At 35.5% G+C, this 16,863-nt stretch carries 14 protein-coding genes; 6 read left to right on the top strand and 8 right to left on the bottom strand.

Translation table 11 applies throughout. The features are described 5' to 3' along the window. From BLT84_RS05070 to BLT84_RS05060, 3 genes are read left to right on the top strand one after another with little or no spacing between them, the layout of a single operon-like run. Positions 1–1,146 carry an alpha/beta hydrolase gene (locus BLT84_RS05070; RefSeq protein ID WP_034886980.1) on the top strand — a complete coding sequence of 382 codons (1,146 nt, stop codon included), beginning with the start codon at positions 1–3 and terminating at the stop codon, positions 1,144–1,146. A gap of 34 nt (positions 1,147–1,180) precedes the next feature. Next, a complete protein-coding gene (radA, locus tag BLT84_RS05065; protein WP_091263345.1) occupies positions 1,181–2,545 on the top strand; it encodes a DNA repair protein RadA in 1,365 nt (454 codons plus the stop codon). 42 nt (positions 2,546–2,587) lie between these two features. Further along, a complete protein-coding gene (locus tag BLT84_RS05060) occupies positions 2,588–3,721 on the top strand; it encodes a M23 family metallopeptidase (RefSeq protein ID WP_091263342.1) in 1,134 nt (377 codons plus the stop codon). Here the strand turns inward: BLT84_RS05060 and BLT84_RS05055 are convergent. The 6 genes from BLT84_RS05055 to BLT84_RS05030 all read right to left on the bottom strand — a co-directional run bounded on the left by BLT84_RS05055 (position 3,718) and on the right by BLT84_RS05030 (position 12,220). Continuing rightward, positions 3,718–4,752, bottom strand: coding sequence for an aldo/keto reductase (locus BLT84_RS05055; RefSeq protein WP_091263340.1), 1,035 nt, complete (start codon positions 4,750–4,752; stop codon positions 3,718–3,720). The two genes, BLT84_RS05060 and BLT84_RS05055, sit on opposite strands and share 4 nt — an antisense overlap. Positions 4,753–4,796: 44 nt before the next feature. After that, positions 4,797–5,753, bottom strand: coding sequence for an OmpA family protein (locus BLT84_RS05050; RefSeq protein WP_034886984.1), 957 nt, complete (start codon positions 5,751–5,753; stop codon positions 4,797–4,799). A 5-nt stretch (positions 5,754–5,758) separates the two neighbouring features. Further along, on the bottom strand, positions 5,759–6,532 hold the full coding sequence (locus tag BLT84_RS05045; protein WP_034886985.1) for an exodeoxyribonuclease III: 774 nt from the start codon (positions 6,530–6,532) through the stop codon (positions 5,759–5,761). Positions 6,533–6,623: 91 nt separating this feature from the next. Continuing rightward, positions 6,624–9,599, bottom strand: coding sequence for a GEVED domain-containing protein (locus tag BLT84_RS05040; protein ID WP_091263338.1), 2,976 nt, complete (start codon positions 9,597–9,599; stop codon positions 6,624–6,626). 136 nt (positions 9,600–9,735) lie between these two features. Beyond that, positions 9,736–11,271 (bottom strand): glycine--tRNA ligase, encoded by a 1,536-nt coding sequence (locus tag BLT84_RS05035; protein WP_091263336.1) that lies wholly within the window; start codon positions 11,269–11,271, stop codon positions 9,736–9,738. 64 nt (positions 11,272–11,335) lie between these two features. Next, positions 11,336–12,220: a hypothetical protein gene (locus tag BLT84_RS05030; RefSeq protein WP_231929487.1), complete on the bottom strand. Its 885-nt coding sequence runs from the start codon at positions 12,218–12,220 to the stop codon at positions 11,336–11,338. 61 nt (positions 12,221–12,281) lie between these two features. Here BLT84_RS05030 and BLT84_RS05025 point away from each other — a divergent pair, with 61 nt between their 5' ends. Together BLT84_RS05025 and BLT84_RS05020 are read left to right on the top strand one after the other, a co-directional pair. After that, complete coding sequence (locus BLT84_RS05025; RefSeq protein WP_091263332.1) at positions 12,282–12,962, top strand: ComF family protein; 681 nt, start codon at positions 12,282–12,284, stop codon at positions 12,960–12,962. Positions 12,963–13,004: 42 nt separating this feature from the next. Further along, a complete protein-coding gene (locus tag BLT84_RS05020) occupies positions 13,005–14,615 on the top strand; it encodes an Ig-like domain-containing protein (RefSeq protein WP_091263330.1) in 1,611 nt (536 codons plus the stop codon). On the opposite strand, the gene BLT84_RS05015 is transcribed toward BLT84_RS05020, so the two are convergent. Continuing rightward, positions 14,594–15,376, bottom strand: a complete 783-nt coding sequence (locus BLT84_RS05015; protein WP_091263328.1) for an amidohydrolase — start codon at positions 15,374–15,376, stop codon at positions 14,594–14,596. The genes BLT84_RS05020 and BLT84_RS05015 overlap by 22 nt on opposite strands. A gap of 99 nt (positions 15,377–15,475) precedes the next feature. Here BLT84_RS05015 and BLT84_RS05010 point away from each other — a divergent pair, with 99 nt between their 5' ends. Continuing rightward, positions 15,476–15,979, top strand: coding sequence for a DUF1440 domain-containing protein (locus tag BLT84_RS05010; RefSeq protein ID WP_034886992.1), 504 nt, complete (start codon positions 15,476–15,478; stop codon positions 15,977–15,979). Between the two features lie 93 nt (positions 15,980–16,072). Here the strand turns inward: BLT84_RS05010 and BLT84_RS05005 are convergent, their stop codons facing one another. Further along, positions 16,073–16,819, bottom strand: a complete 747-nt coding sequence (locus tag BLT84_RS05005; RefSeq protein WP_034886993.1) for a succinate dehydrogenase/fumarate reductase iron-sulfur subunit — start codon at positions 16,817–16,819, stop codon at positions 16,073–16,075. Positions 16,820–16,863 lie beyond the last annotated feature (44 nt).

Raw genomic sequence — 16,863 nt, 5'->3', positions numbered from 1 at the left:
ATGCTAAAAAAACTACTATTATTGGTACTGCTGATGCCAACCCTACTTTCAGCACAAACAATCTACAAGACAATCAAATCCTCTAAATTAGGGGAAGACCGTGAATTAAAAATTCAACTCCCAAGAAATTACGATCAAAACAAAGAAAAAGCATATCCGGTACTTATAGTTCTGGATGGTGATTATCTGTTTGAGCCTGTTGCAGGAAATGTTGATTATTACTCCTATTGGGAAGATATTCCTGAAATGATCGTTGTTGGAATAAATCAACAAGACACACGCAATGCCGATGCTTTCTATAATGAAAAAACATTTTTACCTTCAGATACCGGTGCTGCCTTTTTTGAATTTATAGGAATGGAGCTTATGCCCTTCTTAGACTCTAATTATAGAACTGTACCTTTTAGGGTAGCCATGGGACATGATTTCACATCCAATTTCATCAATTACTATCTTTTAAAAGAAAGCCCATTATTTCAAGGTTATATAAATCTAAGCCCAGATCTGGCCCCAGAGATGCAGGAAAGAGTAGTAAGCGCTCTAAGTAAAACTGAAACTCCGGTGTGGTATTATCTCACAACTTCTTCAGAAGATATTCCAAATTTAAAAGATGAGATCTTAAGTTTTAACACAAAGCTGAAGGCAATAGATAACAAACAACTTCACTATAATTTCGACAATTTTGAAAATGCTACTCATTACTCGCTTGTTGGAAATGCTATTCCAAAAGCAATAGAGCAAATATTTAATGTTTACAGACCAATTTCTATTTTAGATTATAACCGCGTACTTTTGCAGACCTCTGTGTCTTCTTATGATTATTTAGTTGAAAAATACGAGGATATTGAAACGCTTTATAGAATAGAGAAAACCATTAGGCTTAATGATTTGATGGCCGTTTATAAGGCTATGGAAAAAACCGAAAAATGGGACGATCTTGAAAAACTTTCTAAACTAGCAGATAAAAATTATCCTGGTACTATGCTTGCGGCATTTTTTGAAGCTAGATATGATGAAGAAACCGGAAACCCGAAAAGAGCTATGAGAAACTATCAAAAAGGGTATGGCCAAAAGCCTATCTCTTTTTTAACGGTAGATTATATGCTAGATAAGGCAGATCAGATCAAAAAAGACTTTGGGTATTAATCCCTGTTAAAAATTAAATTCTGTTATCATTTCTATGGCTAAGACTAAAACTACCTTTTATTGTCAGAATTGCGGTGCACAACATTCCAAATGGCAAGGCCAATGCACTTCCTGTAAAGAATGGAATACTTTAGTTGAAGAAGTTGTACAAAAGCCAGATCAAAAAGATTGGAAACCTCAAGCTACTAGAGAAGTTAAAAGAACTGCTAAGCCATTAAAGATTGCAGAAATAGAATATTCTAAAGTACCCCGGTTAGATACACGTAACGCTGAACTTAACCGGGTTTTAGGAGGAGGAATTGTACCAGGATCACTTACCTTACTTGGTGGGGAACCCGGAATTGGAAAAAGCACCCTGCTCTTACAAATATCGTTACATCTGCCTCATAAAACCCTATATGTCTCTGGAGAAGAAAGTCAGCAGCAAATAAAAATGCGTGCAGAAAGAATCAATCCAGAGCCGGCAAATTGTTATATACTCACAGAGACCAAAACTCAGAATATCTTTAAACAGATAGAAGAGTTACAGCCGGAAATAGTTATTATAGATTCCATACAAACGCTTCATAGCGATTATATAGAAAGTTCTCCGGGAAGTATCTCCCAAGTTAGAGAATGTACGGCAGAGCTTATTAAATTCGCTAAAGAAACCGGAGTGCCTGTTATACTTATTGGACATATTACCAAAGAAGGTAGTATTGCCGGGCCAAAGGTGCTGGAACATATGGTAGATACTGTTTTGCAGTTTGAAGGAGACAGAAATCATGTGTACAGGATTTTAAGAGCTCATAAGAACAGATTTGGATCTACCCATGAACTTGGAATTTATGAAATGCAAGGAAGCGGACTTAGGGAGGTAGCTAACCCATCTGAGATCCTTATCTCTAAAAATGAAGAAGGTCTTAGTGGTACCGCCATTGCTTCTACTCTGGAAGGAATGAGACCTTTAATGATTGAGATACAAGCTTTGGTAAGTTCAGCGGTTTATGGAACACCTCAGCGTTCTACCACAGGTTATAATGCTAAAAGATTGAACATGCTTCTGGCTGTTCTGGAAAAGCGAGCTGGATTTAGATTAGGTGCAAAAGATGTATTCTTAAATGTTACCGGGGGAATTTCTGTGGATGATCCTGCTATAGACCTCGCTGTTATTGCTGCAATTTTATCTTCTAACGAAGATGTAGCCATAGAAAAAGATATTTGTTTTGCGGCTGAAGTAGGTCTTGCCGGAGAAATAAGGCCAGTACCACGTGCAGAGCAACGCATTCTGGAAGCAGAAAAACTGGGATTCTCCACCATTATGATCTCAAAACAATCCAAGCTTCCAAACAACAACTACGGTATAAAAGTTCAAAAAGTTTCGAGAATTGAAGATGTGGTAAGCTTTCTATTCAGTTAAGTCTGGCATAATTACTGCATTTTCATTCCAAAATTTTAGTTAATGAACGATAGGATCTTATTTTTATTCTTTTTGATTTTGGTGCTGGCAAGCTGCTCTAAAATTAATAAAGCTAAAGACCTACTCACTCATTCTTCTGCCCAAGAAATTTATAAAAGAGATCTATATATTAATGATGATATTTTTAAGATCTGGGAAAATGAGAAGCAAAAAGCATTGGTTTATGATAGCGTGGCGATAGATCTCCCCTATCAGGAATCTGGAAGATTTTTTCCGAAGAGCTTTTCTGTATATTCTTATTTAATAGAATTGCATCGAGGAGATTTACTCTCTGTTGAAGTTAAGCTAGATTCTACCTCATCCCTTGCTTTCATCGATATATTCACATTAGAAACTTCAGGGTTTAAGAATATAATAGGTTCAGAATTCGGGAAGCAAAAACTTCAATTAGAAATTGCTGAAGATAAGCTTTACAAGGTGATTATTCAACCAGAGATAGATGCTGGCTCCTATTTCAACATAAAAATAAATAGATCTCCAGCATACCTATTTCCTGTGGCTGGTGGTAAGAATCGGGACGCACAAAGTTTTTGGGGTGCCCAAAGAGATGGTGGAAAAAGAGCTCATGAAGGGGTTGATATTTTTGCTAAAAGAGGTACACCTGTAATTGCCAGCACCGCAGGCCGAATAACCTACATGGGCGAAAAAGGATTAGGTGGAAAACAGGTTTGGTTGAGAGATCTAAAAAGAAGTCAATCTTTATATTATGCGCATTTAGACAGTATTGCTTCTATTAATAAAAACCAAGTAAAGGCTGGAGACACTTTAGGATTTGTGGGAAATACCGGTAATGCCAGAACCACACCACCTCACCTGCATTTTGGTATTTATCGTAGCAACCGGGGAGCAATTAATCCCTATCATTTTATTAAACAGAATGATGTAAAGCCACTGAATAATGAAAATTTCTATCCAAATCATTTGAATGGATTAGTAACAAGAAATGCGAATCTTCGCAATTCTAATTCTGTAAAAAATTCAGAAATCATACAAAAATTAGCGCAAGGAGATACCATTCAGATCTTAGGAAGATCTTCAGAATGGTATCACATAAAGGCAACGTCCTCTAAGAATACCTCCTTTCTTCACTCTTCATTAGCAACTCCCCTAAATTAAGGAGCAGGATTAGGAATTAATTCCTGTACCGCCTCTATCTCATTAATTATCTCTTCGGAAAGATCTACGTGTATAGAGCTAATATTTTCTTTAAGCTGGTCCATAGTCGTAGCGCCAATAATTGTACTTGTAACAAAGGCTTGCTTTTCTATAAAGGCCAAAGCCATTTGAGTTAAACTAAGGCCGTGCTTTTCTGCAATTTGAAGATATTTCTCAGTGGCCTCGATAGCTTTATTATTAGAATATCTTTTGTACTGAGGAAAAAGTTCTAATCTTGTATTGCTTGGAGTTCCTTTTAAATATTTTCCACTTAAAGTTCCCATTCCAAGTGGAGAGTATGGTAAAAGCCCAATATCTTCTCTATGATAAATCTCTGTTAAGCCAATCTCATCTTTTCTATTTAATAAACTATATGGATTTTGAACAGTACTTATTGCAGGCAGGCCTTTTCTAGATTCCTCAACACAGCGCATCACCCCGTATGGAGTCTCATTAGATAGCCCAATCTTTCTGATCTTTCCATCTTTAATCAATTCATCTAGATTAACCAAAATCTCATGAAAATTATCTTCCCAAGCATCGTCTTTCTCTCTTTTATATCCGCGTTGCCCAAAGAAATTAGAATTACGCTCCGGCCAATGCAATTGATATAGATCTATATAATCTGTTTGTAAACGATCTAAACTCTTGTTCACCGCCTCATTTAGTGCTTCTTTGCTAAATCCAAGTTTCGGCCTAATGTAAGACATTGATGGATTTGGACCTGCAACTTTAGTAGCTAATACCACTTTATCTCTATTCCCGGTCTTTTTAAACCAGGATCCAATAATCTTTTCTGTGCTACCCTGAGTTTCCTTTCTGGAAGGAATAGAATACATCTCTGCGGTATCTATAAAATTAACTCCTTGATCTAAGGCATACTCTATTTGCGCATGCCCTTCACTTTCTGTATTCTGCTGTCCCCAAGTCATGGAGCCTAAACATATCTTACTTACCTGAATGTTTGATTGTGGAAGCTTGGTATATTTCATTTGTTTAAATTTAATAAGAAACCTTGATAAGCGTGCACTAGAGCTTAATCTACCTCTTGCAACATTTTGCTTATTTCGTCTAATTTTGGAGTAAGTATAACTTCTATTCTTCTATTCTTAGCTTTTCCTTCTGCTGTAGAATTACTTGTAACAGGAGCAAATTCTCCACGTCCTGCTGCGGTTAAATTTTGTGGGTCTATTTTAGAATTCTCTCTTAAGATCTGAACTATTGTAGTAGCCCTTTTTGTAGAAAGATCCCAGTTATCTGTAAGTTGCCCACTGCCTCCATAAGGTACATTATCTGTATGCCCTTCTATTAGTACCGCTATATCTGGATTTTGACCCAGCACACTACCTAATTGCTGCACGGCTTTCTTACCTTCAGAATTTACAGTCCAACTCCCAGAGCTAAAAAGCAATTTATTTTCCATAGAAACATACACCTTCCCATCACGTTGCTCTACGGTAAGCCCTTTCCCTTCAAAATTGGTAAGCGCGTTGGAAACAGCTGTTTTTAGCGCATTCATTTTAGCATCCTTGGCAGCTATCAAACCTTCAAGCTCCTCAATTCTCTTAGATCTTGAGTTTAGATCTTTTTGAAGTTTAGTTAATCGATCTTGCTCTGTAGCTAATTTTCTCTCCTTTTCTTCTAAAGCTAATAAAAGCTCTCTGTTTCTTTTAGAATTTTCAGAAAGTGCACTAGAACTATTTGCATCTAAAGCATCATAAGATTTCTTTAGGTTCTCATAGTTCTCATTTAATAGATCCAACTCTCTTTTTAGAAGGTCTCTATCTGAAGAAAGCTTATTAAAATCTGCACGTGCTACATTGAGCTCGCCATCATATTTAGATTTTGTAGCCTTAAGATCTTCGGAAAGCTTTTTATTCTTTGCCTGAGATGCATCGTATTGTGACTGAAGATCTTTGTGAACTTTTGAAGATACACAAGAGGTAAGAGAAAGCCCACATAGCAGACTTAGGAAAATGAACTTTTTTATCATATTAACTAATTTGAAGGATATTCTAATTCAACTAAGATCGGACAATGATCGCTATGTTTGGCTTCTGGCAGGATCACTGCTCGTTTTAATTTATCTTTTAAAGGCTGGGACACCAAGTTATAATCTATTCTCCATCCTTTGTTATTAGCTCGGGCATTTGCTCTATAGCTCCACCATGAGTATTGATCTGACTCTTGATTAAAGTGCCTGAACGAATCAATAAATCCGTTTTTCATAAAACCATCTATCCACTCTCGCTCTATTGGCAAAAAACCGGAAGTGTTCTTAAGTCTTACAGGATCATGAATGTCTATGGCTTCATGGCAAATGTTATAGTCGCCACAGATTACTAAATTTGGTAGTTCCTTTTTTAGCTCATTAATATAAACCTGAAAATCTGCCATATATTGTAGTTTATGTTCTAATCTAGCAATATTAGTTCCTGAGGGTAAATAAAGACTCATCACAGAAAATCCATCAAAATCTGCTCTTATATTTCTCCCTTCAAAATCCATGTAATCTATTCCTGTACCATATTCCACCTTATTAGGCTCATATTTACTCAAGATAGCCACCCCGCTATATCCTTTCTTTTGAGCAGGATACCAATAATGGTATTTATATCCTATCTCTTCAAAAGGTGTCGCATCAAATTGATCTGGATTAGCTTTTATCTCTTGTAAACAAATAATATCTGGATTGGCTTGCTGTAACCATTCTATAAACCCTTTTCTAATAGCCGCTCTAACCCCGTTAACATTATAAGATATAATTTTCATGCAAGTTTAAATTTCCTCAAAAATAAGGATTACATAGAGGTTTCAAATAAATTGAACACGTTTTTACTTTAAACGTAAAATTGAAAAAATTCTATTTTACTATAAAGCGTTTCACGAGTCCAAAATCTCGGGTCCCTATTCTTAGTAAATAAACGCCGGTTGCTGCGTAAGACATATCGAGATCATAAGAATACCCACCGCCAACATTCTCTACTTTATTCTCTAACATTTTTTGACCAAGAATGTTATGAACTGTAAGCCTTAAAGTTTGATCAAAATCTGTTTCCAAGAAGATATTGTAAACACCATTTTCTTGACTGGTAATTTCCAGATCGGCATCATTCAATAGAAAATCTTTTATGCTGATGCTACTATCTGTAACTTTAACTGAATAATCATGAGTAGTACCATAATCCATAACACTACATGGATTATCCAGCTCCCCACCAAAATCTGTATCCCCGGCTCTTACTCTCATTAAATGCTGACCTAAAGCTGCATTTTTTGGTAGATCAAAATTATACGAAAAAGGAGTATTTGGCCGTGGGATAGGTTGTGATGTTATAAATCTTTCATCATCATTAAAAACACCATTATCGTTTAGATCTATCCAAAGTGAAAACTTCTCGCTAGGAGTGGCATCAGTTAATGTCTTTACTGTAACTTCAAATCCAGACTTAGATCTATCCAGATTTGTAGAAAAACCTATATAATCTGCATATCCATTTCCACATGGAATTCTTTCATTCAAAATATCTCCCAGTTCAAAATAGCTTATCCCATCTCCAAACGATGCACAGTCAGAACCGGTAGGAATGCAGTTTAGGTTTGCAACAGATTTAGATGTCTCATCATTACTTGGATTGTTATCTGATGATAAAATTGTTCTGGCGGTAATTAGATATCTTCCAAATGATGATAGATTAGCTTTTTGCGAAAATGTATACACCACATTTTCTCCAACAGGAATTGTACCTCCGTAAATCTCATTCACAGTGGTATTATTACTTACTTTATATGAAACTGGAACATTAGTTTGAGCCTCTCCTCCAAAGTTTTCTATGGTAATTGTTATATCTTCTGCAGTAGACAATTTTAATCCTGTGGAAGGTGCATCTATTGAAGTTACCCCCACATCGTTAGGGAATAAGTTCTTTATCTCTGTAGTAAAACTATCATTTGTATTGTCTTGATCTCCATCTAGATTTGTAGTGGCTGTGATCTCATAGATTTGCCCTACATTACCCAAATTTGCCGGAACAGAAAATGTGAAATTCATAGAACTTGTTCCTGCAAGCGTACCAGTAAAAGTCTCTGTAATTTCTGTTCCTCCGTCTAAAGTGTATGTAACAGGAATATTAGTTTGGGTATTTCTACCAAAATTTCTAATTGTTACTGTTACTTGTTCACTACTAGATAGGCTGGAATTAAATGGGTCTACTACTGCTATAATTCCCACGTCATTACCAAAATCTGGAGATAGTTTAAAAGCTGCAACTCTATTCTTCCTTTCTATACCACTAAAATATTCCGCATTATGCCAAAAAGTTAATCCATCTGCGGCATCTACGGTTAAGTGGGCATAATCTCCATATCGCGAAGCCGGATTGGGAGAAGTACCCTCTACAATACTAGTTTCCTGTACCGTCATTTTACCTAACTCATCATTTGCAAATCTTCCGGTATATCTTATAGAAGGAAATATAGGAGCTGCAGGACTATCATCTAAAACTGTATATCCTAAACCTATATTTCCTTCTTTATCCATTCCTATACTTCCGCTAAATCTATCACTCTTATCTGGAGCATAGGTCCCTTCTTGATAAACGCTCCAAGGGCCGCCGCCACTTTCTTGACGCAATTCATACCATCTTATACCTGCATGCTCTGCAGAAGTAGGATCTACATCTACCACAAAGTTCATAACTGCAGAATTATAACCGGAGAATCTTCTATAATGCGTCATATACATCATAGCGCCTTGTAACACATCTATATCTAAAGCATCTCCAGGTTGAGAAAGATTTACAAAACTACCTCCATCAAAAGTAGCAGTAAAAGGTGTTACTCCATTTGCTGCACCTAGATCTTGAGATTGTCTAATAATTGAATTATCTGGAGTATTCCAATCTACGTTAACACTCCATAACTTTAAATGATCTTCGGAAACTCCTGCCCATGCATCATCCTGAAAGTATATAATCGGAGAATTACCCCTAGGTGGCATTTCAGAACCCTCTGCACTAAAACCTGCAGGACTATAAAATCCGTTAGTATTAATACCTGGAAGTGGAAAAGACATAACTTTTGCTGTTTCCCCTACCAGCATCTTATCTCTTTCAAACACATAAATAACCTGACTTGTACTTGCGGTGTTGGTGTTCTTATTTGTAGTTACATAATAACCATCACTCCATACAGAGATTTTAGGATAATCTGGTAACGCCCCATTGGTAGAGAATCTATAGGTAAACCAACCATCACTTGTTGGGTCTGGTCCACGAGATATGGCAACGAGGAAACTTTCTGGGGTATCGCTAAATTGTGAAATAAGATATCTGTCTGCAAATTCATCATATACCACAATTGGATCTCCTAGGGTTTCATTGGTAAATTCTCCACCCAAACTTGCTAAGGAAGCTGGAGGGACAATTTGATTTCCGCTTTTATCAAAGATTGAAAATGCAGAATTCCAGGCATTCAAATAATGATTAGGTCCTGCAACTCCTGTAGGATCTGTTGGTGTAGATCTTGAGCTTACCGCATCAAAAGAAATACTAGGATTTTTACCCGGCACTTTCCCCATTTTTACCTGAGTAAGTGGGCTTTTGGTAGTTGGCAAGCCTTTACCAGGAACCACCTTATTAATCCCTCTATTTCTAGGATTATACATTTTAAATTCATCTACCGGAGGCACCATCCTTAATCTCTTACTTGAGAAAGAAGAAGTAGAAATGGCTTGTGCAGAATCTATAAATACCGGCCCGGAGATCTCTCTATTTTGTGCCGATATTTGGACAGAGACCAAAAAAAGCATTAGAATTAAAAATGGTAAAATTTTAGTCATATTCTTGTTAAAAGTGCCTGTAGCTATTATAATTATTAAAAATAGTCATTTAAAAAATAAAATAAATAAAAGAGGCAATTAATAAATTGATTAATTGCCTCTCTCTATGATATTTAGATCCTAGAATAAAGTTATTTTATTTCATCCAATTCTTAAAATCTACCTCTTTACGAATGATGCTGGCAAGTTCTGAAATTGCTACTCTTTTTTGCTCCATAGTATCTCTATATCTTACAGTAACCATTTTATCTTCTAAAGAATCATGATCTACAGTGATACACAAAGGTGTTCCGGCTGCATCCTGGCGGCGGTATCTTCTTCCAATAGCATCTTTTTCATCATATTGAACATTGAAATCCCATTTCAACTCTTCAATAATTTCATTAGCTAATTCTGGCAGACCATCTTTCTTAACCAAAGGTAAAATTGCCGCTTTCGTTGGCGCTAATACTGCAGGTAATTTAAGAACTGTACGTGAAGAACCATCTTCTAAAGTTTCTTCTTTTAAAGATGATGACAATACTGCCAAGAACATTCTATCAAGTCCAATAGATGTCTCTACAACATAAGGCACATAATTTTCATTCAATTCTGGATCAAAGAATCTAAGTTTTCTACCCGAATGCTCTTCATGAGCTTTTAAATCAAAATCTGTTCTGGAATGAATTCCCTCAAGTTCTTTAAATCCAAATGGGAAATCAAATTCTATATCTGCCGCAGCGTTGGCATAATGAGCCAATTTATCATGATCATGAAAACGGTAATTTTCTTCTCCAAGTTTAAGGGAATGGTGCCATTTTAATCTAGCTTCTTTCCAATGCTCATACCATTTCAATTCTTCCCCAGGACGCACAAAAAATTGCATTTCCATTTGTTCGAACTCTCTCATTCTAAAAATGAACTGGCGAGCTACGATCTCATTTCTAAAAGCTTTTCCAGTTTGTGCAATTCCAAAAGGAATCTTCATTCTTCCGGTTTTTTGAACATTGCTGAAATTCACAAAAATACCCTGAGCAGTTTCAGGTCTTAAATAAAGATCTGAAGAAGAATCTGCTGAAGCGCCCATTTTAGTACCAAACATCAGGTTGAATTGACGCACATCTGTCCAGTTCTTAGAACCAGTGTCAGGATCTGCAATTTCCAACTCTTCAATTAAAGCTTTTACATCTTTAAGATCTTCTTTAGTTAAAGAAGATCCCAAACGTGCTAAGATCTCTTTTCGCTGAGTAAGATATCTATTTACTCTATCGTTGGTTGCAATATATTGTTCCTCATCAAAAGAATCGCCAAAACGCTTCTTCGCTTTGTCTATCTCTTTTTGAGCTTTTTGTAATAATTTCTCGGCATGATCTTCTACAAGAACATCGGCACGATATCGCTTCTTAGAATCTTTATTATCAATTAAAGGATCATTAAACGCATCTACGTGCCCAGATGCTTTCCAGGTTTTCGGATGCATTAAGATAGAAGCATCTATACCAACAATATTTTGGTTTAGCTGCACCATACTCTTCCACCAGTAATCTCTGATGTTCTTTTTTAGTTCAGCTCCGTTTTGACCATAGTCATAAACAGCACTTAAACCATCGTAAATCTCACTAGATGCGAATATATATCCATACTCTTTTGCATGGGAAATCACATTTTTAAATAAATCTTCTTGTTTTGCCATATCGCAAAAATAAAAAAACCGCCTTGATAATGATCAAGGCGGCTCCTGATTTTTAATAAATTAATTATCTCAAACTAAAAGATGAGGTTCCAATTAATTGTGCACCAGAATACACATAAACTTTGTAAGTACCTTCTTTTAACTTTTCTTCTTTAGTTTTTGATAGTATACAAACATCTAATTCTTCATTCTCATAGAAAACTTTAGATTGTGCACTGTATACCATAGTTCCTCCGTCATGATTAACTGCTATTTGATCTCCCACCAATTCATTCTTAGGATTATAAACCTGCACATAAATCATTTTTTCACCAGCTTCTGCAAGAGCATTTTCTGTAATAGTAAAACATGTTCTAATTTGGTCTATCCTTCCGGTTTTATCGTTTTCTACCAGTTTACCGCTATTTCTCACGATAACACCCTCTCCTTTAAGTGAAGTTATTTTTAATTGAGATGCACGATCTACTTTTGTTGAAAGAGATTGATTGGTAACTTGCAGGGAATCTGAAACTCTTACGCGTTCTGCCAAGATAGTATTAGTGCTATCTATAGCTGTAGATAATCTTCTATTCTGATTGCTTAAGCTATCTACCACTCTAAAGAGTCTTTCTTTTTCACTCTTTAAGTTTCCTATTTCTCTTCTGTATCTAGAGATCATTACAAGATTAGCATCATTATCCTTTACAGAATCTAATAATACTGCAATACGTTGTCTTGCCTCTACAAGATCCTGATCCATTACATCGTTGCTAGCAATAGCTTCATCGTACTTAACTATAAGATCATTTAGTTCATCTTCTATAACGGTTTTTTCTTTCTGAAGAATCGCTTTATTTTCCTTCTCTTCATTATAGAATTTTACAGTGTATATCCCTAACGCTATAAGCGCAACAGCCAATATTCCTGTTAATATTTTTAAAGCAGTATTGCTTTTAGTTTCAGTCATCATAAAATGTAATTTAGTTTGTAAATTTAAGAGTTTAATAAAGAGAATTATAATTCATTAACATATGTTTCACGATTTGATTAATCTATTTTATCCCAAAGATTGTGCTATCTGTGAAGAGATTCTCATTAAAAATGAACAGGTTATCTGTACAAAGTGCCTTCATGAACTTCCTGTAAGCAATTATCATCTCCATAACGACAATCCTGTTGCAAAAGTATTTTATGGAAGGATAAGCCTAGAAAGTGCAACTTCCCTGCTTCTTTTCCATAAGAAAAGCAATGTACAAACCTTAATCCATCAATTAAAATATAGAGGAAGAAAAGAAATTGGAGGGTATTTAGGGATTTGGACAGGGAATACTCTAGCTAGTGTAGACAATTTTAAGAATATTGATATCATTATACCTGTTCCTTTACATAAAAAGAAACTCAAAAGCAGAGGCTACAATCAAGTAGAAGACTTTGGAAAAGAAATAGCTAACGTGATAAGTGCTCAATATATTGATAATGTTCTTTTAAAAACATCTTTTACAGCTACCCAAACCTTAAAGAGCAGGCTTGCAAGATGGAATAATATAGAGGAAACCTTTGTTGTTCAGAATCCTGAATTACTAAAAAATAAACATGTGTTATTAGTAGATGATCTAATTACCACAGGAGCAACCATAGAAGCTTGCGCAAATATCCTTGCAGACATTCCAGGAATAAAGATAAGCGTTGTAAGTATGGCGTTTACTGAATAAGAAAATAAAAAATAATTGTTTCTTTGTCTAAAATTATCTTCAATGAAAAAGCAAGCATCTGTATTATTAGTAATGGCGATAGCTTTACTTTTTGTTCAATGTGCAAAAAGGGGAAATCCTACAGGAGGCCCTGAAGATAATGACCCACCAAAATTTGTACGTGCAACTCCAGAGAATTTCTCTGTAAACTTTGATCAGAAAGAAATTAGAATTTATTTTGATGAATATATAAAACTTCAAAATGCACAGAAACAAATTATAGTTTCTCCTCCAATGGATCCCAAACCAGATATTACACCCTTGGGATCTCCCAGCAAATACATCAAGATAATTATTAAAGATACCTTACAAGAGAATACAACGTATGCCTTTAACTTTGGTCAAAGTGTAGTAGATAATAATGAAGGTAACCCTCAACCCTTCTTTAAATATGTATTTTCAACCGGAAGCTATATAGATTCTTTATCTGTTTCGGGGAGCGTGAAGGATGCTTTGCTTAAAGATGCAGATCCTTTTATCTCTGTTATGCTTTATGAAATTGACGAAAATTATTCAGATTCCTTGGTCTACAATCAACCTCCAAGATATATTACCAATACCTTAGATAGTTTAAAGACATTTGAGCTTTCTAATTTAAAGGAAGGCACCTATCAATTAGTAGCTGTAAAAGATCTAAACAATAATTATAAATATGACCCAGGAAAAGAAAAGATCGCATTTTTAGATAGGCCAATTACAATTCCTACAGATACTATTTATGAACTAAATCTATTTAAAGAAGTTCTAAGTTTTAAGCCTGAAAGACCGAAACAAACAGGATTACAAAAACTTCTTATTGGATATCGAGGTGATGTAGAACTAGATAGTATTCAAATTGAACCTATATTTGGAGCTCCTGCAGATTTTAAAACCACGCTGACAAAGGTGGAAGGCAAAGACAGTTTAAACCTTTGGTTTCAGCCTAAAATAGATTCTGACACTTTAAAGTTTACGCTAAAAACCCCAGAAACGCTAGATACTCTGCTAACAAGAATAACTCAATTGCCAAAAGACTCTTTAAGCATAAACACAGAGCCATCGGGCAATATAGATTTCGGAAAAGACTTTATATTAAGGTCTTCCACTCCATTGGTAGATTTTAATAAGGACATGATCACTGTTTTAGATCAGGATTCTGTAGCTGTAGATTTTATCTCAGAACTGAGACCTAAAGAAAGTAGCCTTCATGTAAAATTTGAAAAGACAGAAAATCAAACCTATTACCTGAGTATTTTACCGGGTGCTGTAACAGACTTTTATAATGGCACGAATGATAGTATTGTAAAAACTGTTAGAACAAAAGCACTTTCAGATTACGGGAATGTAACACTAAACCTTCAAAATGTAAGATCTTTTCCTATTCTGGTACAACTCACAGATGAAAAAGGAGTTGTAAAAGCAGAAAAGTTCTCAGACTCTGAAAGCACCCTTCGTTTTGATTATCTGAATCCTGCAAAATATCTTATTAGAGTTATTTATGATACCAACGAGAACAGAAAATGGGATACCGGAAATTATTTAAAGAAGACTAAACCGGAGCAGATTATTTATTTTCCCGATCTCATAGATGTACGTGCGAACTGGGATATTAATCAGTCTTTTATGCTGAACTGATCTCGATCCTGAAGAAATTTTAATTTACTTCTCAGCTCTTCAATTTTAGACTTATTAAGTTCTACAATTTTAATAAACTCTTCAGCTGAAGTAGAATCGATCAAAGGTTCCCCTAAGCCATCATATACAGCCGTGTGCCCATTGTATTTATAACTGTTACCATCAAGTCCTGTTCTATTCACTCCAATACAATAAGACATATTCTCAATGGCTCTGGCTTGTAATAGAACATCCCACGCATGAATTCTGGTTTCCGGCCAGTTGGCAACGTAAATTAAAAGATCATAATCTTCTGTATTTCGTGCCCAAACAGGAAATCTTAGATCATAACATACAAGTGGGCAGATCTTCCATCCTTTGTATTCTACTACCAATCGTTCTTTACCGGCAGTATAAGTAAGGTTTTCTTTCGCCAAAGTAAAGGTGTGCCTCTTATCATATTTTTCGAAAGCGCCATCAGGATATACGAAGTACAATCGGTTATAATAGTTTCCTCCATCTTTAATTATCACACTACCTGTTATAGCGGTATTTCTATCTTTTACTATTTTCTGCATCCATTTAAAAGTTCGGCCATCTGTAGCTTCTGCTAATTTTTCAGCATTCATAGAAAATCCTGTACTAAACATTTCAGGTAGTACTATAAGATCTATCCCATCATCTAAGGTCGCTATATTAGCTGAAAATAATTCTAGATTTTTAGCAGTATCTTCCCAATGAAGATCTGCCTGAATAACTGCTGTTCTTAAAATATTTGCCATAGGTAAATTTAAAAAATCTAAAAGCTTCTTTGCTAAATAGCTGTTAAAAGATTGTCTGAAAAAAGGAATATAAATAGTTTTACTTCAAATTCTACAATTATGAGTCTTGACAGTTTTTTAGAAAAAAATAGTTTTGCTTCCAACACTACCCGCGGATTAGTTGCAGGTTTTATTGGTGGTTTGGCAGGTACAGCAGTAAAAAGTGCTATAGAACAATTCTTGCCTGTAAGAAAGATTGAACACAAATCTGCTCAGCTAAAGATAGTTGATGATCTTTCTACAAAGATCACAGGAAGTCCTATTTCTGTTCAAAACGAAGCCTTAGCAGAGCAATTAGTTAATTTCCCTTTTGGTGGAAGTTTAGGTGCTGCCTATGGGTATGGTAAGCGCAATAAAGATGAGATGAAGTTAATAGATGGAGCTATTTTTGGAGCGACCACTTGGGCATCTACTCATGAAACTGCTTTACCAATAGTTGGCTTAGAAGCTAAGCCAAATGATATTCCTTTAAGAATGCAGGCCAATGAGTTATTTGCACATGTTATGTTTGGACTTACTACAGAATTGGTTCGTGGTTACGTAAACAATAGATTAAAACGATAAGTAACATCACTATACGCTAAGTATTAGAAATAAATAAAAATCCCGGACTCTTTTAGAATCCGGGATTTTTTTGATCTATAATGATACTATTTTCTAACCTTTTGTAGAGGCTGCCATATATTCTCTATTCATTCTAGCGATGTTCTCTAAAGAAATTCCTTTAGGACATTCTATTTCACAAGCACCCGTATTACTACAGTTACCAAATCCTTCTTCATCCATTTGTCTTACCATAGCCTGAACTCTCTCTGTAGCTTCAATTTTTCCTTGAGGAAGTAAAGCATATTGAGAAACTTTAGCAGAGGTAAACAACATAGCACTTGCATTCTTACAAGCAGCTACACAAGCTCCACAACCAATACACGTTGCTGCATTAAAAGAATCATCTGCATTCTCTTTCTGTACAGGGATAGTATTAGCATCTACAGTATTTCCTGAAGTATTTACAGAAACATATCCATAGGCTTGTTGAATTCTATCAAAAGCAGTTCTATCTACTATAAGATCTTTTATAACAGGAAATGCCTTTGCTCTAAACGGCTCTATAACGATGGTATCTCCATCTTTAAAAGTGCGCATGTGTAACTGGCACGTAGTAATAAATCTATCAGGACCGTGCGGCTCTCCATTGATCTGTAAAGAACAAGATCCACAAATACCTTCACGACAGTCATGATCAAACTCTACCGGTTCTTCTCCCTTGTTAACAAGATCTTCATTTAGAACATCCAACATTTCAAGAAAAGACATATCACCGTCTATTCCATCAATTGGATAATCTACCATTCTCCCTTTAGCTCCGGCACTTTCTTGACGCCATATTTTTAATGTAAGCTTCATAATGTTTTAAAGTATTGAGTATTGAGTATTTGGTATTGAGATCT

Source organism: Gillisia sp. Hel1_33_143 (assembly GCF_900104765.1).
Lineage (GTDB): Bacteria > Bacteroidota > Bacteroidia > Flavobacteriales > Flavobacteriaceae > Gillisia.
The sequence above is the reverse complement of the archived record's forward strand: the minus strand, read 5'-3'. Positions and strand labels throughout refer to the sequence as shown.